Source organism: Sporosarcina sp. P7, from assembly GCF_002743425.1.
GTDB lineage: Bacteria > Bacillota > Bacilli > Bacillales_A > Planococcaceae > Sporosarcina.
The window spans coordinates 1-19,314 of the sequence record NZ_PDZF01000011.1 but is presented as its reverse complement, the minus strand read 5'-3'; the positions used below and the strand labels follow the sequence as shown (position 1 = coordinate 19,314).

19 protein-coding genes and 12 tRNA genes are annotated in these 19,314 nt (G+C 40.5%); 11 read left to right on the top strand and 20 right to left on the bottom strand.

All coding sequences use genetic code 11. The annotated features are described in order from the left end of the window. Positions 1 to 20 precede the first annotated feature (20 nt). From CSV60_RS11440 to CSV60_RS11425, 4 genes are all read right to left on the bottom strand, one after another. On the bottom strand, positions 21 to 803 hold the full coding sequence (locus CSV60_RS11440; RefSeq protein WP_099637081.1) for an enoyl-CoA hydratase: 783 nt from the start codon (positions 801 to 803) through the stop codon (positions 21 to 23). A 117-nt stretch (positions 804 to 920) separates the two neighbouring features. Further along, entirely contained in the window at positions 921 to 2,429 is a 1,509-nt protein-coding gene (locus CSV60_RS11435; RefSeq protein WP_099630615.1) for a coproporphyrinogen III oxidase, read from the bottom strand. Between the two features lie 61 nt (positions 2,430 to 2,490). Continuing rightward, on the bottom strand, positions 2,491 to 2,841 hold the full coding sequence (locus tag CSV60_RS11430) for a YlbF/YmcA family competence regulator (RefSeq protein ID WP_099630614.1): 351 nt from the start codon (positions 2,839 to 2,841) through the stop codon (positions 2,491 to 2,493). An 11-nt stretch (positions 2,842 to 2,852) separates the two neighbouring features. Further along, positions 2,853 to 4,010 (bottom strand): DUF445 domain-containing protein, encoded by a 1,158-nt coding sequence (locus CSV60_RS11425; protein ID WP_099630613.1) that lies wholly within the window; start codon positions 4,008 to 4,010, stop codon positions 2,853 to 2,855. Between the two features lie 173 nt (positions 4,011 to 4,183). Here CSV60_RS11425 and CSV60_RS11420 point away from each other — a divergent pair, with 173 nt between their 5' ends. After that, positions 4,184 to 4,963 (top strand): helical backbone metal receptor, encoded by a 780-nt coding sequence (locus CSV60_RS11420; RefSeq protein ID WP_099630612.1) that lies wholly within the window; start codon positions 4,184 to 4,186, stop codon positions 4,961 to 4,963. Between the two features lies 1 nt (position 4,964). Here the strand turns inward: CSV60_RS11420 and CSV60_RS11415 are convergent, their stop codons facing one another. Continuing rightward, complete coding sequence (locus CSV60_RS11415; RefSeq protein WP_099630611.1) at positions 4,965 to 5,357, bottom strand: ferritin family protein; 393 nt, start codon at positions 5,355 to 5,357, stop codon at positions 4,965 to 4,967. A gap of 83 nt (positions 5,358 to 5,440) precedes the next feature. Between CSV60_RS11415 and CSV60_RS11410 the strand changes: the two genes are divergently transcribed. From CSV60_RS11410 to CSV60_RS11390, 6 genes are all read left to right on the top strand, one after another. Beyond that, a complete protein-coding gene (locus CSV60_RS11410) occupies positions 5,441 to 5,644 on the top strand; it encodes a YheE family protein (RefSeq protein WP_099630610.1) in 204 nt (67 codons plus the stop codon). Positions 5,645 to 5,688: 44 nt separating this feature from the next. Continuing rightward, a complete protein-coding gene (locus CSV60_RS15875; RefSeq protein ID WP_158232078.1) occupies positions 5,689 to 5,841 on the top strand; it encodes a hypothetical protein in 153 nt (50 codons plus the stop codon). A 322-nt stretch (positions 5,842 to 6,163) separates the two neighbouring features. After that, the gene (locus tag CSV60_RS11405; protein ID WP_199173137.1) at positions 6,164 to 7,501 is read left to right on the top strand and encodes a hemolysin family protein; all 1,338 of its coding nucleotides are present in this window, start codon (positions 6,164 to 6,166) and stop codon (positions 7,499 to 7,501) included. A 59-nt stretch (positions 7,502 to 7,560) separates the two neighbouring features. Further along, positions 7,561 to 7,980: a disulfide oxidoreductase gene (locus CSV60_RS11400; RefSeq protein ID WP_099630609.1), complete on the top strand. Its 420-nt coding sequence runs from the start codon at positions 7,561 to 7,563 to the stop codon at positions 7,978 to 7,980. Positions 7,981 to 7,986: 6 nt separating this feature from the next. Next, on the top strand, positions 7,987 to 8,460 hold the full coding sequence (locus tag CSV60_RS11395; protein ID WP_099630608.1) for a thioredoxin family protein: 474 nt from the start codon (positions 7,987 to 7,989) through the stop codon (positions 8,458 to 8,460). Positions 8,461 to 8,473: 13 nt separating this feature from the next. Next, entirely contained in the window at positions 8,474 to 9,316 is an 843-nt protein-coding gene (locus CSV60_RS11390) for an RluA family pseudouridine synthase (RefSeq protein WP_099630607.1), read from the top strand. A 234-nt stretch (positions 9,317 to 9,550) separates the two neighbouring features. Here CSV60_RS11390 and CSV60_RS11385 read toward each other — a convergent pair whose 3' ends face one another. Continuing rightward, complete coding sequence (locus CSV60_RS11385; RefSeq protein WP_099637080.1) at positions 9,551 to 10,375, bottom strand: aldo/keto reductase; 825 nt, start codon at positions 10,373 to 10,375, stop codon at positions 9,551 to 9,553. A 159-nt stretch (positions 10,376 to 10,534) separates the two neighbouring features. Here CSV60_RS11385 and CSV60_RS11380 point away from each other — a divergent pair, with 159 nt between their 5' ends. Continuing rightward, complete coding sequence (locus tag CSV60_RS11380) at positions 10,535 to 11,833, top strand: NCS2 family permease (protein ID WP_099630605.1); 1,299 nt, start codon at positions 10,535 to 10,537, stop codon at positions 11,831 to 11,833. A 258-nt stretch (positions 11,834 to 12,091) separates the two neighbouring features. On the opposite strand, the gene trmL is transcribed toward CSV60_RS11380, so the two are convergent. Next, positions 12,092 to 12,568: a tRNA (uridine(34)/cytosine(34)/5-carboxymethylaminomethyluridine(34)-2'-O)-methyltransferase TrmL gene (gene trmL, locus CSV60_RS11375; RefSeq protein ID WP_099637079.1), complete on the bottom strand. Its 477-nt coding sequence runs from the start codon at positions 12,566 to 12,568 to the stop codon at positions 12,092 to 12,094. Positions 12,569 to 12,582: 14 nt separating this feature from the next. Then, positions 12,583 to 13,719: a tRNA epoxyqueuosine(34) reductase QueG gene (gene queG, locus CSV60_RS11370; RefSeq protein ID WP_099637145.1), complete on the bottom strand. Its 1,137-nt coding sequence runs from the start codon at positions 13,717 to 13,719 to the stop codon at positions 12,583 to 12,585. A gap of 55 nt (positions 13,720 to 13,774) precedes the next feature. Here queG and CSV60_RS11365 point away from each other — a divergent pair, with 55 nt between their 5' ends. The 3 genes from CSV60_RS11365 (at position 13,775) to CSV60_RS11355 (ending at position 17,553) form a co-directional block, all read left to right on the top strand. Further along, complete coding sequence (locus tag CSV60_RS11365; RefSeq protein ID WP_099630603.1) at positions 13,775 to 14,476, top strand: B3/B4 domain-containing protein; 702 nt, start codon at positions 13,775 to 13,777, stop codon at positions 14,474 to 14,476. Positions 14,477 to 14,478: 2 nt separating this feature from the next. Next, positions 14,479 to 14,991: a hypothetical protein gene (locus CSV60_RS11360; protein ID WP_369823629.1), complete on the top strand. Its 513-nt coding sequence runs from the start codon at positions 14,479 to 14,481 to the stop codon at positions 14,989 to 14,991. Positions 14,992 to 15,879: 888 nt separating this feature from the next. Then, a complete protein-coding gene (locus CSV60_RS11355) occupies positions 15,880 to 17,553 on the top strand; it encodes a ribonuclease J (RefSeq protein WP_099637077.1) in 1,674 nt (557 codons plus the stop codon). 659 nt (positions 17,554 to 18,212) lie between these two features. Here CSV60_RS11355 and CSV60_RS11350 read toward each other — a convergent pair. From CSV60_RS11350 to CSV60_RS11295, 12 genes are all read right to left on the bottom strand, one after another. Continuing rightward, a tRNA-Leu gene (locus tag CSV60_RS11350) sits at positions 18,213 to 18,293 on the bottom strand. Between the two features lie 28 nt (positions 18,294 to 18,321). Beyond that, positions 18,322 to 18,392, bottom strand: a tRNA-Cys gene (locus CSV60_RS11345). Positions 18,393 to 18,399: 7 nt separating this feature from the next. Next, positions 18,400 to 18,474, bottom strand: a tRNA-Gly gene (locus CSV60_RS11340). An 8-nt stretch (positions 18,475 to 18,482) separates the two neighbouring features. Beyond that, positions 18,483 to 18,554, bottom strand: a tRNA-Gln gene (locus CSV60_RS11335). A 4-nt stretch (positions 18,555 to 18,558) separates the two neighbouring features. Beyond that, positions 18,559 to 18,634, bottom strand: a tRNA-His gene (locus tag CSV60_RS11330). A gap of 55 nt (positions 18,635 to 18,689) precedes the next feature. Beyond that, positions 18,690 to 18,762: transfer RNA gene (locus CSV60_RS11325), tRNA-His, on the bottom strand. Positions 18,763 to 18,787: 25 nt separating this feature from the next. Next, positions 18,788 to 18,858, bottom strand: a tRNA-Trp gene (locus CSV60_RS11320). Positions 18,859 to 18,861: 3 nt separating this feature from the next. Further along, positions 18,862 to 18,946 (bottom strand) — tRNA-Tyr (locus CSV60_RS11315). 8 nt (positions 18,947 to 18,954) lie between these two features. Then, positions 18,955 to 19,027: transfer RNA gene (locus tag CSV60_RS11310), tRNA-Thr, on the bottom strand. Positions 19,028 to 19,034: 7 nt separating this feature from the next. Then, positions 19,035 to 19,110: transfer RNA gene (locus tag CSV60_RS11305), tRNA-Phe, on the bottom strand. Between the two features lie 47 nt (positions 19,111 to 19,157). Then, positions 19,158 to 19,233 (bottom strand) — tRNA-Asp (locus CSV60_RS11300). Between the two features lies 1 nt (position 19,234). Continuing rightward, positions 19,235 to 19,309, bottom strand: a tRNA-Met gene (locus CSV60_RS11295). Positions 19,310 to 19,314 lie beyond the last annotated feature (5 nt).

The window sequence follows — 19,314 nt, the reverse complement described above, 5'->3', positions numbered from 1 at the left end:
ATAGCGCGTCTTCTTTCCATTTATTGGCCTGTGAAGCTCGGTTTTCTTTTTTCAATAAATGCCTGTACGCCTTCGCGATGATCAGTAGTTGAGCGCATAGCTACTTGTGCTTCGCCTTCAAGCTTCAAGATTTTCTCGAGTTCAGCGATGCCTGTTGCATGGAGTATTTTCTTTGTTGCGGCCATGGAAGCTGTTGGGGAGTGCAGGATAACTTGAGCACGTTGTTGTGCCGTATTCCACGCTTCTCCGTCTGCTACCGCTTCATCAACGAGTCCGATATGCATGGCACTTTTTCCATCCAGTACTTTCCCGGACCAAATGAGTTGTTTAGCTCTGGCTATACCTACGCGTTCCTTCAGGAAGAAGTGACCGCCACCATCTGGTACGAGTCCAATGCCGATAAAGTTCATTGCAATTTTACTTGATTCTTCTGCAATGACGACATCGCATGCGATTGCGATACTGCATCCAAGCCCAGCTGCTGCACCGTGTACAGATGCGATCGTGATTTGTGGCATGCTATACATAGATAATGCCAATCTGGATAAGTCGATCATAATATCTTCCATTTTCATCGGGCTACTCGGGTCAAGCATCGCCTTGACGTTGCCACCGGCGGAAAATGCTCGACCTGCTCCCCTGAACAGTACGACATGTACTGATGAATTGTCTTTTAGTTGATCTACGATATCTGTCAATTCTTTCATCATAACTCCATCCATCGCGTTCATTACTTCAGGTTGGTTAAAGGTTACTGTTGCTAATCTTCCTTCAATTTCCACTTTGATTTGTTTTGTCAAAATTAAATCCCCCTTTATATGAATGGTTGTTCATTCATTATATTATACACAATTATCCGAGCATTTGCATAACTTTAACAAAAAAAATTCCCTCGATCAGTTACGACGAGGGAATCCGTATTATTTTATTGTTTCTGAAGACGGAAATAACTCTTCCAAATACGCTATTTTCTTATCTATGGCCTCTTCAAACCCTACTATATAGGCGCCAGGTTCTTTTGGGTTATGGAATTGCGTCAGCTTGCCAGTTGCCGGTTCCATGAACTTGCTTGAAGCTCCGCAACCTAAACCGATAATGGTCTGTGCTTCTTCCATGATCAATATGTTATAAAGACTTTCTTCACCTGGTTTGGAATAACCGACATTTTCAAGATTTCCTAAAATGTTTTTCTGGCGGTATAGATAGTAGGGTATATAGCCGTTATCGCGCGACCATTCTTCTCCGCGTGTCATCATTTTTCCTACAGTTTCCCGATCCGCCACTTGGTACTTGTCCTTATTCCGTGTCATTTCAGAAGCACGCTTGAACGACAATGTATGGATGGTCAAAGATTCCGGCTGCATCTTTTCTGTTTCAGCCAATGAGTGTTCGAATTCTTCAAGACCTTCATTCGGCAAACCGATGATTAAGTCCATATTAATATTGCGCATTCCTTGCTCTCGGGACAACCAATATTTATCGATTGTTTCCTGTACCGTGTGATGACGGCCGATTGCTTTCAATGTTTCATCCGTATAGGACTGTGGATTGACACTGATTCGATCTATGCCCCACTTCTTCAGTACTTCGAGTTTCGGTACCGTAATCGTATCAGGACGCCCGGCTTCCACCGTCACTTCACGAACATGTTCCATATAAGGGAATGAGTCCGTCATCGTTTGATAGAGTGCATCCATTTCATCTGCTTCAATAGACGTGGGTGTTCCGCCACCGAAATAAATTGTCGTAATACGAATATCACGCTCTTTTAACCATTTACCCATCGCGCGCATTTCTTCATGCAAGCCGTCTAGAAATGTTTCTACTCGTCCACTTTTTCGATGAATTGCATAGGCTGGGAACGTGCAATACGCACATTTTGTTGGACAAAACGGTATGCCAATATATATACTCACTTGTTCTTTCAATGAATACAAATCTGGCAATGCATTCAGTTGAACGTCTGCAATTTCTGCAATCAATTCACTTTTTCGTACGGATACCCTATGCCGTTGCTGAAGTAGCTGCTTTGCTTCCGCAACCGTATGGCCATCTTGACGATACATATGATACAACTTTGTAGGTCGGATTCCCGTTAGGATCCCCCACTCTTGATTCATTCCAGTTGCTTGTTCTAGCGCATCTAGCAATACGTGGGAATACATTCTTTTACGCTGACGTATTTGCCCGCGTTCTTCTATTTCCTTAACCTCTTCGGCAAAACGCGACGTATACTGCTTACCTTGCCATTGAATATCCACCGTTACACTTGGTGATTCTTCGTATTCCTCAGTAAACCGTAATTCAATTGCTGTATCATCTGTTTGTTCCGTAACTATTTTAGACTGTTCAAAAAATAAATTGGCCAAGTGTGTAAACATTCGTATCCAATCTTGGGGGAATTGTTGATTTACATGTAATTGTTGCATAATTTTCTCCTACTCTCCATCTGTTGAAAAAAACCGGCCAAGGCCGGTTTCGATGTATCTATTAATTGAAGTCTTCATATAAATCTTGAATCGGTTTCAATACTACACGGTTTACTTCTTCAATCAATTCGCTAAGCTTCATTTCAGCAGTCAGCATAGCCAAGATTTTCGGGTTTTCTTGAGCAAGTTGCGCTGTTTTCTGTGCGTGCTCAAGCTCGTCTCCTTCAATCTCTTCACCAGCCATTTGTTTTTGTTGTAAATTCATTTGGATTTCGCGGAAGCTTTCGAACAATGCAAGAGCTTGTTCGTCACCTTTCACTTCGGCCATTGCTGTTTTCACCGCTACATACTCATCTGTTTTACGTAAAGTAGATTCCAATTTGTTCATATCATCATAAATGTTTACTGACATACTATCTCCTCCTACAATCCATTTAATATAAGTGCAATAACTCCTTGCACAATTCCTATGATACCACCCAGAAATGCGCCCAGAACCGTAATCATTTTAAACTCTCTGCGTGAAATGCCGAGAACTAGATCTTCTAGAACAGCCACAGGGAACGTGTCTACTTGCTCTTTCACCAGCTCATCAAGTTTTAGCTTTCTTAATGATTGTTCAAGGTGCGCTTCAGCCTGTGTGAATAAAAAGTTGACAATTTGTGGTGTTACATTGTTAGCCGTCCATGTGGATCCTTGTGGCCAATAATGTGACAAACTGTGATCGAGTCTTTCTTGTAGTGCCAATTGATCCAGTGCATACTTTCTCACTGAAGCAAACACACTATCAAAGTCGAATCCAGACGTCAACTGTTCCATTGGTTGTTGCTGAACATTTTGCCACTCTTTCGAAATCAGTTTATCTAATAATTCTTTTGTTCCAGGCGCTTCTATAAATCTCAATGCTTCCCGTTGAACCTTGCCGACAAGCGACTCCGATTCTCCAAAAAACATATTGAGCATGCCACCGAATGTTCCTTTTGAAGCCAAGAAATCATCGATCAACTTTTGGAATGTCTGTCTTCCTTCTGCTGAATCCACAAATTGACTTGCGCGAATTAGTACAAAGTCAGAGGCTAAAGGAATTCTTTCTTCGATTTGTTGTTGCCAACGAAGCGGCATAACCTCCTCCACGGTACCTGTTGTTACTTTAACTTTCATCTCATACAATTGTTGATCAATCAATGTGATCAACTTGTCTTCCACTTGTTCTGGAAGTTTGTCGGCACCCGCAAGCTTGAGCCAATCGTTCAAGGTCTTATCTGATTGCAAGATGTATTTATCCATTTGACTTTGGATAAATGTCTCTACACGCTTTTCCATTCCAGGAGTCAACATCTTTTTCCGGAATAGGTCAGGTGTCAGCAAATAATTTGTCACTGTTTTTCCAAGCTGAGTCGCCAATTCATTTCGGCGCTTCGGAATCAAGCCGGGTGTAAACGGCAAACGTGTTTTTCCAATGTATTTTGCCTCATGTGGCCTAAACAGCATCTTGATCGCCAGATGATTCGTTACTCCACCAATCAATGCGCCAATAAACGCCATGAACAAAATAGTTAGTACTATTTTCAATCGCTTCACCTTATTCCACTTGGTCTTCGTTCCAATTATAACAAAAACCAGCTGAATGAAAAGCAATTAGAGGCGGAGATTTCTGACTTTACATTTGATAGCAGTTCAGGTACGTTGCAAGTAGAGTATTACTTACCACAATCCTATGTTTTCACATACCATTAAAGGAGGCAATCATTTCATTGAAAAAAGAAATTATCGACCACTTAGGAAGAACCGTTGTGTATAATTTCCCACCCAAACGAATCGTCACATTATGTCCTGGTATTACAGAAACTTTATTCGGAATTGGACTTGGAAAAGAAATTGTTGGACGCACAAGGTATTGTATATATCCTGAACAGGTTAAGGACGTTCCCGCAGTCGCAGGAACGAAAGATTTGAAGTTGGAAAAAATACATGAAGTACAGCCCGATTTAATTATTATGGAAAAAGAAGAAAACACAAAAGAGATGGTCGAAATTCTTTCCGAGTTCTATCCGGTATATGTAGCGGAAGTGCAGACGATCGAACAAGCTTATAGAATGATTACAGATATGGGATCTTTGACTGATCATGAGCAACAATCAAAATCGCTTGTCGCGGAAATCAAGCAAGCATTCACGACGCTCCCCACACTTCCTGCTGCACGAGTTGCTTATGTCATTTGGCAAAAGCCGTATATGGTTGTCGGCAAAGACACCTATATCAACTCGTTATTACAAAAACTCGGTTTCATCACACCTTTCGCGGAATCATCTGACCGCTATCCAGCTGTAACGGAAGAACAATTAGAGAAAGCCGATCTGGACTTAGTCTTGCTATCCTCTGAACCCTATCCATTTAAGGAAAAACAACTAATTCAGTTCCAGGACATGTTACCTAATTCAAGGATCCAGCTAATTGATGGCGAAATGTTCTGGTATGGGGTTCGAATGCTTGATGGTGCCGATTATTTCAAAGACTTTTCTTTCGATGTTTGATTTAATTTACTCCATTGAATATGGTAGACATTCGAATAGCATGCTCCATATCATCATGTAAAGCGATAAAAATCGGATCATATGCCTCTTCAAAAGGAATCGTCAAAAACAGTTCCTTACACTGTTCCACTGCTTCAAGTTCATTAACTAGCGCATTTTTAGCTGATTCTTTCAAATTCGTACAAGGCGCTGGCTTTTTCGGATTCGGCACAAACTCTTTTGTCATTATATAATGAAGCTGCTGGAACATCTCGTAATGACTTTTTTCATCCTCATACGCATGGCGAATGAATTCCTGCCATAACAAATCATTCGTCAGCTGGTACATGGACTTATAATAAAAATATGATTTATACTTTTCCTCAATCGCATTACGTAGTTGAGTAACAAACACACACTCATCCTTTCGTCCTTTTGGTCAGTTTATGAAATGAACGAACAGGATATCACTAATGGAACAATAAAGGAGAAAACAAGATGCTACAACACTTCAGTCATAAAAAAATGTTTGAAGATACTGATCTACCGGGTTGGACTATCTCATTTTATTACCAGAACAAACAATATAAAGGTGATTACCATAAAGACGGCACGATCAATTGGACAAATGGCACACCGCCAGACGAAGAAAAGATCGTCCTAATGGTCCACGATCTCATGACTTTCCACGTCTATGAATGAGATCCATCTAAACCGACCATCCTCTAACTAGAGGAGGTGCTTTTATGGGCAAAGAACAATCAAAAGGTAAACAACAGTTAGAAAAAGAGCGGTTGAGAGTACAAAACCAAAAAACTGAAAATGTCTTTGAAGACAAAAGCCACATCCCCAACGAGCAAAACGCATTTAAAGAAACCCAGCCAAAATACGGTGAGTAAAAATATTGCCTAAGATTGAAGACTTTCCTTATGTAAAGGACATGGTCTTCAGTCTTTTTTAAAAGATTTTTTAAAACTTTAAAAATACCAAAATTAAATGTAAATGGATAGTGGTTTCACTGTGTATAAGTGTTACCACATCCCCTTTCACTTTATATATCGACACATTGCGTATCCTTAATACGATTTTTTTCTGTTCTGTAAGCAAATCGAATTGTAATTTCTCTATAAATAAATTATTATAAAAGATAACTAACTTTACTTTACAGGAGGTGTACGCTTTGTTCTTTTCCCTCATCTGGGTTAAGCGCGAAGCTATTATTTGGATATTGCCATACGATTGGCAGCATTTGCTGCCTTGATCGCAATCACCGCTTTTTTTGTCGCGTGTGAATTCGCAATCGTGAAAGTCCGTTCATCACGTCTCGACCAACTAATCGTCGAAGGTAATCAACGTGCGGTTCTTTCAAAAAAAATTGCCGATAATTTAGATGAATATTTATCCGCTTGTCAGCTCGGAATTACGATTTCGGCACTTGGCCTAGGTATGCTCGGGGAACCAACAGTCCGCATGATGCTAGCTCCCATTTTTGACATGTTTATACTCGATGCCCATGTCGAAACCATTCTTTCATTCACTATCGCTCTAGCGATCGTCACCTATTTGCATGTCGTGGTAGGAGAACTAGCTCCAAAGACCATCGCATTGCACAAGGCGGAAGAATTATCCTTATCCCTTGCCGTCCCACTGAATCTATTTTACCGTCTTATGTACCCGATTATTAAAGGAATGAACGGATCGGCACGTCTTGTTACACGATTGCTAGGCTTCAAATCCATTTCCGAGTTAGAAGTAGGTCATACAGAGGAAGAATTGCGTATCATTTTATCTGATAGTTTGCGAAGCGGTGAAATAAATCAAGCAGAGTACAAATACGTCAATCGTATTTTTGAGTTTGATGATCGAGTCGCAAAGGAAATTATGCTACCACGAACAGAAATGATGACAGTCGATAAAGAAATGACATTATCCGAAGTGTTTGAATTACTAGGCGTTGAACAGTTTACTCGTTATCCAATTATCGACGGGGATAAAGATCACGTCATCGGTCTGATCAACATGAAACATTTATTGACGGCCTATATTAAAGATCCGTCAAATGGTAGTAAATCGGTCATTAATTATATGCAGCCGATTATCCGAGTCATCGAAACGATCCCAATTGGAGAGTTACTCTTGAAGATCCAGCGCGAACGTATTCATATGGCCGTTCTACTGGATGAATATGGAGGGACTTCCGGTCTGGTCACTATTGAAGACATCTTAGAAGAAATTGTTGGTGAGATCCGCGATGAATTCGATATGGATGAACTACCTGAACTTCAAATTGTTGGCGCAGACCACTATATTCTAGATGCCAAAATGCTGATTGAAAATGTCAATCATGCATTGAACATCGAAATACTGGAAGAGGACATCGATACAATTGGCGGTTGGTTCATGGATCAACGCTTCGAAGCTATACAAGGTGAAAAGATTATTGAACAAGGGTATGAGTTTACTGTCAAAGAAGTAGATGGCAACCATATTCTTTACCTTGAAGCAAAAAAGCAACCTCCAGAAGTTGCAACCAATGAAGCTACCGATTCGTCTAAATAAAGCTTTCCCGTCTAAACGGGAAAGCTTTTATCTATTACCTAATTGTAAGGAGATGCTCCATGAATAAAAAACAGGAAAACTGGCTTCTCTCGATATGGGCCGTCGCATTCATCGCATTACTTGGCTCTTTGTATTTCTCTGAAATCAAAGGTTACATACCTTGTACGATGTGCTGGTATCAACGAATTTTCATGTATCCTATTGTATTGATTGGTTTAATCGCACTCATTCAGAAAAACATTTCGATTGCCTGGACTACGGCTTCATTCGCTTTTATCGGAGGCTGTATTTCTCTCTACCACTATGGTATTCAGAAACTGACTTTCTTACAAGACAGTGCTCCTGAATGTAGCGGAGCCTCTTGTACTGCTACATATATCAATTATCTCGGCTTCATTACGATTCCTTTTCTTGCATTGATAGCATTTGCTTTTATTTTCATCGCAAGTCTTGTAATCTTGAAACAAACAAAGGAGTGAAACACATTGAAAAAATTACTAGCTATTGGTGGAGTTATTGTCGTGATCTTCATTTTAATCGTCGTACTCAATAATAAATCCAATGAAACAAAGCTCGCCGACAATCCGTACGGTACAAATAACCTACAACAATCTACAATTGATTTATTAGACAATGAAAGTTATCAGAACGTCGCACTTCCGGAAGAGATCTTCAAAAAAATTGAAAGCGGTGAACCGACAACTGTTTATTATTTCAGTCCGGAATGCCCGCACTGCATGGATATGACACCGCGTTTAATGCCAATTGCAGATGAATATGGTGTACATGTCTATCAGTATAATCTGCTCGAGTACGGAGATCAGATGAAACCAGAATACGATATTACAGCATGGCCTACACTAGTTCATTATAAAGATGGTAAAGAACAAGGCAGAACAGTTGGTTCACAGCCCGACGAGCAAATTAGAGCATTCTTCGATGAATTTGAAAGCAACTAAGGAGACTACGTAAATGACAAGTTTTCATTATACGACTACACAACCTGGCGAGACGATTGAAAAACTACTAAGAGAACAATGGCAAGGTGGTAAGAAATCTGTGCACCAAATGCGCATGGATAAAAGTGTAACGGATACAGATGGACAACCAGTGGATTGGAAAGAGCCCCTTCCGGAAGGCACCGAACTGGTCTTCGGTTTCACTGAGGCACAATCTGCCTACAAACCAGAAGCATTCAATTCCTTACGTGTACTATGGGAAGACGAACATATACTTGCCGTACACAAACCTGCAGGGGTGTCCGTACACCCGGAACACTTACCTGGTACCGGCACATTGATGAACGAAGTCATGGGTTATATCGAAGCAAAGAGCGGTACCTATGCAGAGCATATCCACCGATTGGATCAACATACAGCTGGAGTTTTACTTATCGCAAAACATCCACTAGCGAAAACGATGTTCGACCGGATGTTGGAACAGAATCAAATCGAACGCTATTATACGGCTGAACTTGAAGGCCAGCTAAGAAAACCGCGTGGCACGATTAATATGCCAATCGGTAAAGATCGCTATCATGCAACAAAGCGTAGAGTATCACCATCCGGTCAATCCGCGGTCACGCATTTCAAGGTACTTGAACGTAAACCTGATACGACACTTGTTGAAGCTCAGTTGGAAACAGGACGAACACACCAGATTCGTGTCCACTTCTCCCATCTGGGTCACCCTGTAGTTGGAGATCAACTGTATGGTAGCGAGACCATATCAAGAGGACCTTATAAGTTAGTCGCTACAAAGGTCACTTTCACACATCCCATTACGTCAGAGATGATTGTAGTGGAAACTGAATAAAAAAAAGAGCTATCCAGGAGGTCGTAGAGACCACTTGTGACAGCTCTTTTTTATTTCTGTTTGATTAATTTCTTGGAAAGTAGGTAGTGGACTTGTAAACTGTTGAGCATTTGAACCTGAATCTACTAATGTCTAAAGTCAAAAAAATTTCACACATTAACAACAGCTACATATCGTCGTCTAAATAGTTGTCCACTTCTTTTCAACTTGATTCGTTTAACTAAATACATTCACTTAAAACGAATCTGGATCTGTACCTGTCCGTTCATCACGGTTTAACGCATCAATCATCGCCATATCAGAAAGTGTCAATTCAAAATCAGCCACTTCACTATTTTCTTGAATACGATCAAATGACACAGACTTTGGAATAACAATCAATCCATTTTGGAGATGCCATTTGATGATGACCTGAGCTACAGTCTTCCCGTGTTGCGCAGCGATTGCAGTGAGTGTTGCATCCTCAAGAATTTGACCTCTAACTAAAGGACTCCAAGATGTTACTGCAATTTGATGTTCACTACAAAACAGACGCAACGGCTCTTGAGTTAGACGTGGATGGAGTTCTATTTGATTTACCATAGGACGAATATTAGCAATCGTAAATATCTCTTGTAAATGTGACGCGTGGTGATTGGAAACACCTGTTGATCGAATCAATTTTTCATCATATAGCCTTTCAATCGCGCGATATGTATCTACGTAGCTGCTGGCAACAGGCCAATGTGTCAAATATAAGTCTAAATAATTCATATCCAATCTAGTTAATGAACGCTCAAATGCACGTAGTGTTTCATCATATCCTTGGTTATCATTCCATACTTTTGATGTCACAAAGAAGTCTTCACGCGCAATACCAGTGTGACGAATTGCTTCCCCCACTGCTTGTTCATTTTCATAAATGGATGCAGTATCAATTGCTCGATAGCCTATTGAAACCGCTTTCTCAATAGCTTGAATGGTTTGCTCAGGTTCTGTCATTTTATAGGTTCCTAAACCGAACTGTGGCATTTGCACACCGTTGCTCAGTATAACCATTTGATCAAAAATTGTTGTCATGAAAAATCCTCCTCTTTGAACTACTCCCTAGTGCAATTGTACATTATTTCACAGAATTTACGAATGCTTTTTCGATATAACAGGTTGATTTCTTCTAAAAAAACGAATATTATTGTCTATGGACTTCATTACGTTCGTAATATAAGGAGAGAATACACAGTGTTCCAATTAAAGAAAAATCACACGACTGTCAAAACAGAATTACTTGCAGGAATGACCACTTTCCTGACGATGGTCTATATCGTCATCGTCAATCCAATTATTTTATCCGAAGCCGGTGTCCCATTTGATCAAGTATTTTTAGCCACCATTATAGCGACTGTGATCGGTACGCTTTGGATGGCCTTATTCGCAAACTATCCCATTGCTATTGCACCCGGAATGGGATTGAATGCATACTTTGCATCCATCGTAGTTGGGTCTGACGGTCAACTCGACTACTTGACAGCTTTTTCTGCAGTCTTTATAGCGGGTCTAATCTTTGTCTTATTATCGATGACTTCCTTCCGAGAAAAGCTAATTGAAGAAATTCCCGAAAATCTTAAACACGGTATCACTGCCGGAATCGGTTTGTTTATCGCATTTATCGGTTTACGTTTATCGGGATTAGTAGTTCCCCACGAGTCCAACATCGTTCAGCTAGGTGAACTTACCTCGCCCGCCGTATTACTGACATTGTTCGGATTGCTCGTGACCATTATTCTAATGAACCGCAATGTCTATGGTGCTATTTTTATTGGAATGATTGCAACAGGTATTGTCGCATTCTTTACGAAGCAGTTACAGTTCGATGGTATTGTGAAAATGCCCCACTTGCCTGAAGGTATTTTAGTGTGGAATCCGGTACTGGCGATGCAAGATGTTATTTCTTACGGTTTATACGGTGTTGTTCTGTCGTTTCTACTCGTCACTTTATTTGATACAACCGGAACAATGATTGGGGTAGCCAAGCAAGCTGGACTTATGAAAGGCAAATCTTTACCACGTGCTCGTCATGCGCTTCTAGCCGACTCAGTGGCCGCTACAGTTGGTTCAATGGTCGGAACCAGCCCTACATCCGCTTATGTCGAGTCGTCCTCTGGCGTAGCTGTAGGTGGGCGTACAGGGTTGACTACTTTAACAGTTGCAGTGCTATTCATAGCCGCAGCATTTTTCAGTCCTATCGTTAGCGCATTATCTGGTGTCGCGGCCATTACAGCACCTGCTTTGATTATTGTGGGTAGTTTAATGATCGGTGCGGTAAAAAATATCGACTGGGATTCATTTGATGAATCGTTCCCTGCATTTCTGGTTATTTTGACCATGCCGCTTACATCCAGTATTGCGACAGGAATCGCCCTTGGGTTCATTACATACCCATTACTGAAAATTACAAAGGGACAAGGTAAACAAGTTCCCCTATTAATGTATATCTTTGCGGTATTGTTCACCTATCAATTGCTTTTCTTGCCTCATTAAGATTTGTTAGTAACCTGTCACATAAAATGCCGAAGATTATTTCATTTATATAATTTTTACGGTATACTGTAAGAAGGACTATTGATTTCATAGGAGGTACAAACAATGAGACTAATTCTAATTATTGCTGTTTGTTTTGCATTCTTATCTGCAATCTTGACTGGCGGATATGAAAATAAGCCAGGCGAATCAAAAACGAATCAAATGAAATAAAATAGAAAAGGGATTGGCCATGAGCCAATCCCCTTTTTTTATACATTACGTTAAATGTGCAAAACGCTGTTGACGAAGTGCTTCATAAATAAGAATTGCAGCAGTATTCGACAAGTTCAATGAGCGGATATGCTCATCGTTCATCGGAATGCGCAAACAATTCTCTTTATACTTATCCGTAATTTCATTCGGCAACCCGGTAGTTTCTTTGCCAAACACAAAGAAAATATCCTGATCGGTATTCGAATAATCAAACGTATCATAACTCGTCTCTCCGAATTTTGTAATGAAATAAAACTTGCCTTCTGGATAGGCATCTAGAAACTCCTGGATTCCCTCATGATACGTAATATCAACATGCTCCCAGTAATCTAGTCCAGCGCGTTTCAACATTTTATCCTCAGTAGAAAAACCAAGCGGCTTTATTAAATGGAGGGCTGTATCGGTGCCTGCACAAGTTCGTGAAATATTTCCTGTATTTGCAGGAATTTGTGGTTCAAATAATGCAACGTGAATCGTCATCTTACTACCTTCTTTCAATTAATATGCAGCAGTTCCATAGCCTTCGTAATTTCACTTACTACAAACTCATCTTCTTCAATGAGCAACACTTCTTTTAGCACCTCGTGCCCTTCTGTCGTACCAATTTCCCCAAGTGCCCATGCGGCTGTTCCTCTGATCATGGGTCGTGGGTCTTCTTTTATTAATCTAGTTAGTTCTGGTATCGCTGATTCATCCTTAAAATGAGCCAATGCTATCAGTGCATTTCGTTGAATGGGATTCTTTCCACGCCAAGAGCCTGACATATGGCCATACTGTTCCTTAAATTGCCGGTTTGATAATGACAAGAGTGACAGCAACAAAGGCTTAACGAGCTCGGGCTCAGGTGTGAATGCCAGTTGGTGCGTATGATTCATTCCCTTGTTTTTCGGACAGACCGTTTGGCATGTATCACAGCCATACAAGCGATTCCCAATCTTGTGCCGGAATTCTTCTGGCACAGGCTTCTTCGTTTGTGTCAAAAATGCAATACAACGCTGGGCATTTAATTGTCCCGGCTGTATTATCGCACCCGTAGGACAAACATCCAAGCATAAATTACAGTCTAGACATTGATCTTCCATCGGCTCATCTGGTATAAATGGCAGATTCGTAATCATCTCGCCTAGATAGACGTAAGACCCGAACTCCGGTATAATGATCGAGCAGTTCTTAGCCGACCAACCAATCCCCGCACGTTCTGCTACTGCGCGATCTACAAGCTCTCCTGTATCCACCATGGAACGAAGCCGCGCATCCGGTACCTTAGTAAGAATAAATAATTCCAGCTGTGCTAGTTTGTCACGCAATACTGTATGGTAATCTTCACCCCATGAAGCCCTACAAAATATACCACGCCGCTCCCCTTTTTTCCCACGGGGACTATCCGATAATTTCGATGGGTATGCAACTGCAATAGCAATAATACTTTCTGCCTGATCCAGTAATAATAAAGGCTCCGTTCGCTTCTCTATATCCGGCTCCTCAAAACCAGATTGATAATTCAATCGTTGCTGTTGTTTTAGACGATCCTTCAATTTTACAAACGGGGCTGCTGTCGTAAAACCAATTTTGTCTATTCCAATGGACGCCGCAAACGTTCGTATTTCAAGCTGTAACTGAGCGACATTCACCATTCCCCGCCTCCCTTATGATAAGATGAAATAAAATTACAAGCAGGTGATACTGATGCAACTTACTATTGATTCTTCTATATTCACGAAAATCCCTGATTTTAAATTAGGCATAATCTATTATAACAAAACAATCGTCTCCGCATCACCTCAGATGCTAAAAGGGCGACTACAATTATTTCAAGAACAACTCTATTTCGAACTACTTGACAAAGAAGTTACCGATTTCAACGGTTTAGCGGAATGGCAATCCATCTGGACAACTTTCGGAGCGGACCCATCAACTAAGCCACCAGCTCTTCAGTTACTCTTACAACAGATCCAAGACCGTCTCTATACCCCTTCCTTCCATAGTGCAGAAGATCTCAATACATTCTTTTCCTTGCAATACGAAATCCCAACAGTGATTTATGATGCTGATAAAATAGCCGGTGATGTTATTTTATCTGTCGGCACCGCCCGAGATGGCTACGAAGGATTGAATAATCAATTCAATACCTTTGAAAACATCTTACTGCTAAGCGACGGATATAGTCCGTTCGGTAGCCCGTATATTGATTCTATACGAACAGCCGTAACCGAAGAAACAGAAAACATCATTCAATTACTATTTATTCGTCCTTCATTGGATCAAGACAAGGCTCAGCAATTAGCCGAAGCTTGCGGTAAAATGTTCACTAGCATAAACGGTGGAGACTATCAAAGTTCTATATTGGATAGTCAAAATCCTAACTTTATACTAACAAACGAGGTGTAATCTTGAATATTACATTAGCTGAAGGAATTAAATTAAAAAGTATTCTGTCAAGGCAAATACGGGAATTAGAAACAGAGGCACAACGAGTGGCTTTCATTACAGTGGAAAAAGGGGCACCACGTCCTATAACCAGCCGGAAATTAGAAGATGTAGAAGCTGAGATGGAACAAGTAAGAATAGATCAACGTAAACTAGACTATCTCATTTACGTAGCAAACAGTACCCATACAGTAGAATTTGAAGACAAACAAATTCCATTAGTTGAAGCTATTGAACTGGCTATCCAATTGCGTGCAAAGTCTTCATACTATAAACAGTTCTCTTTAGCGAGTAAAGAAGAAATACAATATGGTTTTGCCGAATCCACGACGATTTATCGTGTAGCATTGTTTGATCCGGAAGAATATCGGCAAAGAGCACAACAAGCTGAAAAAGCAGCACACCAACTATCGAATCGCATCAACATGAAAAATTACACTATCACTCTTGACTTTGATGGCACTAATTACTTTTAACCTCAAAAAGGTGAGACTCCTTTTTGAGGCATAGGGCGGGGAATATGAACATAAACTTGCTAAAACCAATCACTTGTTACCCTTTACACATTGACCAATGACCTATAACCAACCATGTCCATGGCAATGACCCCTTACTGAGTAACATCCTTTCATATTTCTCCTCTATGGCCTGCTGCCTGTCATGTTGACAGGCAGCAGGTAATTTTATATTTTTTCCATATAAGAGAAGCGGAACACAGCTAGCCAAAAGCTAAAGGCCATCGAATGACCGAAATGATGGCAAGCTTTTTATAAAACGTTACTATAAAAGCTGGATCTTCTAAATAAGGCACGTTAAATTACAACACAGCACTGAATTCCGATGCTTGTTTGGAGGTATTTAACAAATTGTATATAGTATAGAAAACAGAACTCAACATGCTTCTTTACAATGCGACACACGGTATTTTATTTTTTATTAGTTTCCGTTCACTATTCATATTGCCTCGCCATCTACACCTTGACCTTCGAACTCTAAGCAACCATGTCGACATATATGAAGCTACACTTTTTCATATACGGCTTCCGCTACCGCATGACATTTTTCGATGATATAGCTTTATAAGCTTCTCTTGATTACCTTTTATAGCGAATTACTACTTCTCGAACTCCAATAATTCAGACACCTGATTTTTCCTGAGCTAAACTTATTTCAATCGCTTTCCTATCTAATACCTTTTCAAATTCTCTTCTTCCTAATCTAAATGCGCTTCCTAAATTAGAAATACGCGGAGTAAAATCACCTTAGTCTATACTACATAAAATTCATTATTATGGGCATCCTAATCGACAGGAACTTAATCTACATCAAACTAATTGAAAATAACTAGGTAAGGGGTTTTTATTTTGAATATAGGAGAAAGCACGTTATCCATTTTTGCTTTGGGTGGTATAAATGAAATCGGTAAAAATATGTATGTACTCCAATATGAAGATGATATTATCATTATAGACTGTGGTGCCAAGTTCCCAGATGAAACTTTATTAGGTGTGGATTTAATTATTCAAGATATATCTTACTTACAAAAAAACAAAGATAAAATTCGTGCATTGATTGTAACTCACGGGCATGAAGATCATATCGGTGGTATTCCATACTTATTAAAACAGTTAAGTATTCCCGTGTATGCGACTAAATTGACACTTGGTTTAATTAAATTGAAATTAAAAGAACACGGACTTCAACGTGCAACGGAACTTAATGAGATTAATGCGGATTCGAACTTCGAAGCAGGTACGTTAAACTTGACATTCTTCAATGTAAATCATAGTATTCCGGATTGTTTGGGTATTGCGATTCATACACCAGAAGGGACTGTGGTACACACAGGCGACTTCAAATTTGATTTGACCCCTATAAATAAGAAATATACAGATTTTCATAAAATGACCGAAATTGGAAACAGCGGAGTACTACTTCTATTATCTGAAAGTACTAATGCTGAACGCCCAGGTTTCACACAATCTGAACGCGTCGTTGGCGAACATATTGAAGATGCATTTCGCAAGGCCAATCAAAAGATATTTATCTCTACATTTGCATCAAACGTTTACCGTGTTCAGCAAATCATTAACGCTGCCCTTAAAACAAATCGAAAGGTCGCGTTGCTCGGCAGAAGTATGGTGAATATAGTATCCGTTGCAGCAGAACTCGGATACTTAACAATACCTGATGGCACTTTGATTGATACAAATGAAATCAATCGAATAGCACCTGATAAGGTTGTCATTATTTGTACAGGCAGTCAAGGCGAGCCTATGGCGGCATTATCACGTTTATCCACCTCAACATACCGTCAAGTATCTGTATTGGCTGGAGATACCGTCATTCTGGCGTCAAGCCCTATACCTGGTAACGAAAAAAGTGTGTCGCGCATCATCGATAATTTATTCCATTTAGGGGCCAAAGTTATCTATGGATCCGGTAGCGCATCGGGTATGCATGTTTCAGGACACGCTTTCCAGGAAGAATTAAAACTTATGCTCACTTTGATGAAACCAACTTATTTCATTCCCATTCATGGTGAATTTCGTATGCTTCAGCAACACCGAACATTAGCCGAATCGGTTGGCGTGAAAAGTGAGAACATCTTCATTATTAACAATGGAGATGTTGTAGATATTACGAATACCGTTGCTAGTCAAACTAGACGGATACAGGCTGGGAATGTTTTCGTGGATGGACTAGGTGTTGGAGACGTAGGAAAAATTGTATTACGTGATCGTAAATTGCTTTCAGAGGAAGGTATGCTGATTGTTGTGATTTCCCTTAGCAAAACGGATGGACATATCATTTCAAATCCGGATATAATTTCCCGCGGGTTCGTATATGAACGGGCTGCGGAAAATATTTTAAATGAAGTGAATCAGTTAGTTATTACGATCGTTACCGAGTCAAGACAATCGAATGGGGATAAACGAAATGAATTAAAACATACTCTAAAAAAGTCAATTGAAAAACTCTTATATACACAAACAAAGAGAAGACCGATGATCCTTCCCTTCATAATAGAGATATGAAACAAATTCACAAGCCAATAATAGTGTCAATTTAAATCATCACGCTTAACCAGGCGTGATTGAAACATGTTTTGTAAAAGTCAGAAGTTTAATGAGATGTTCACTTCAATTATTCTCGGTTCCAATCTCCTCTCACAAAATATTATTATAATTAACAATAGACTTTTGAAAAGCTTAATCGCTTCTGCTAGTGCATTTTTATTTCAAGGTATTACATGAAAAACCCGCTTTTGAGGCAACTGTTTTCTTTTCAAAATACAAGACAACTCGATACCAATTTAAATAGATTATTAAACAAAGTCTTCTTCTAATTAGATATTTCAAAATAACTTTCTACGTTTAATGTCACACTCATGTATACATGTTTTGATGGGCATGTAATTCAATTTAAGGACTTCCATGAACGCTGTCAGCGAATGAATTGGACATATGAATCTAGGGATAAGCTGAAGACCATTTCGCATATGTGGAACAAAATAAGCGATGTTGTTAAATATTGATGTAATTTAGATCTGTAAGAATATGCTAGTATGAAGGTTTTAAAAACACCTCGTATTTCATCGTATTTACTCAAAATAAAAAGCATCTACAAACGTTATTATATCAACGTTTGTAGATGCTATAGGTCTTACTAAAAATAACACAATAAGACTTGGTGATACCCGAGGCCGGACTTGAACCGGCACGCCTCGCGGCATCGCATTTTGAGTGCGACGTGTCTGCCATTCCACCACTCGGGCATGTGTAAAGTAATTATATAAACTTATAAGGCGGCAACCGGAATCGAACCGGTGGTAAGGGTGTTGCAGACCCGTGCCTTACCGCTTGGCTATGCCGCCAACATAGTGGAGCGGAAGACGGGATTCGAACCCGCGACCCCGACCTTGGCAAGGTCGTATTCTACCACTGAACTACTTCCGCAAAACTGACTGGGGTAGCTGGATTCGAACCAACGAATGACGGAGTCAAAGTCCGTTGCCTTACCGCTTGGCTATACCCCACTAATGGGGCGGACGAGGGGAATTGAACCCCCGAGTGTCGGAATCACAATCCGATGCGTTAACCACTTCGCCACGCCCGCCATGTTATGATTACTTATAGTATAGTAATGATTGTTAATGTTTTTAAAAATAAGGGGCGGACGAGGGGTATCGAACCCCCGAATGTCGGAATCACAATCCGATGCGTTAACCACTTCGCCACGCCCGCCATAGTAATTATTTATTTAAAAATACAGGGGCAGTAGGAATCGAACCCACACCAAAGGTTTTGGAGACCTCTATTCTACCGTTGAACTATGCCCCTAAATGGTGGTGGGGGACGGATTCGAACCGCCGAACCCGGAGGGAGCGGATTTACAGTCCGCCGCGTTTAGCCACTTCGCTACCCCACCAGTAAGGATGCCGGCGAAAGGACTTGAACCCTCAACCTACTGATTACAAGTCAGTTGCTCTACCAATTGAGCTACACCGGCATATAAATGGTGGCTCAGGACGGAATCGAACCGCCGACACAAGGATTTTCAGTCCTTTGCTCTACCAACTGAGCTACTGAGCCACATTTGTTATTTCCATAAAAACGCTTTTTGAAGCGTATGTATAAAATGGCGGTCCCGACGGGAATCGAACCCGCGATCTCCTGCGTGACAGGCAGGCATGTTAACCGCTACACCACGGGACCTTGGTTGCGGGGACAGGATTTGAACCTGCGACCTTTGGGTTATGAGCCCAACGAGCTACCACTGCTCCACCCCGCGATAAT